Annotated in this window: 1 protein-coding gene; it reads left to right on the top strand. The window is 30.2% G+C overall.

The window, feature by feature from the left end:
- Positions 1 to 305: 305 nt before the first annotated feature.
- A complete protein-coding gene (locus FE392_RS22525; RefSeq protein WP_000880239.1) occupies positions 306 to 668 on the top strand; it encodes a hypothetical protein in 363 nt (120 codons plus the stop codon).
- Positions 669 to 681: the final 13 nt, after the last annotated feature.

The following is a 681-nucleotide window of genomic DNA, read 5'->3' as shown; positions in this document are numbered from 1 at the left end:
GATATTGGATATTATAGGACAAGCTATTTTATTAATATTTTTTACGACAATTGTTTCTTGGATGGTAATAGATACATTGAAATTCTTTAGAGGTATAGAAGAATGATTTATTTGATATTGGGAGTCGTTAGTTGTTTATTAATTTTAGTTTGTGATGCAACTTCGAAAAAGGAGAGTTAAAAATGCAGGCTTTTAATGCAATGTTTGAGTTATCAAGTGCGATTTGTTTATCTGTATTTCTATTTATAGTGTTACCTTGTATGTGGTTAAAAAGAAAATGGAATTAAAAAGAGAGAGTGATTGAAATGTTAGCTAAAACGAAACGAAAAGTACAGCCACAATTTGAAGGACATAGAGCGTTAATTATTAAGGAAGAGGGTACATGCACTGTAGAACAGGTTATATCGTTTGATTCGGAGATTTTAGAAACGAGTACAGCCATGTTACCACGTGATAATGAATTGAGATTACTTGATGATAATCACGGTTATGTGTATCACATTTATAATTTAGAAAAACCGGCAAGAATTGAAGCGGAAAATATTAAAAGATTACGACGATCTAGTGCGTTAAAAGGGATTTTTGAATTTGAAACAGGAAAAAAACAATTTGATTTAATTGGTTTTATGCCATGGGTAATTATTGTTTTACTAGCTATTTTTAAATAATGGGGTGAACTGA

The sequence above is a fragment of the Xenorhabdus santafensis genome, assembly GCF_033949405.1.
GTDB lineage: Bacteria > Pseudomonadota > Gammaproteobacteria > Enterobacterales > Enterobacteriaceae > Xenorhabdus > Xenorhabdus santafensis.
This window is presented reverse-complemented; position numbering and strand designations above follow the sequence as displayed.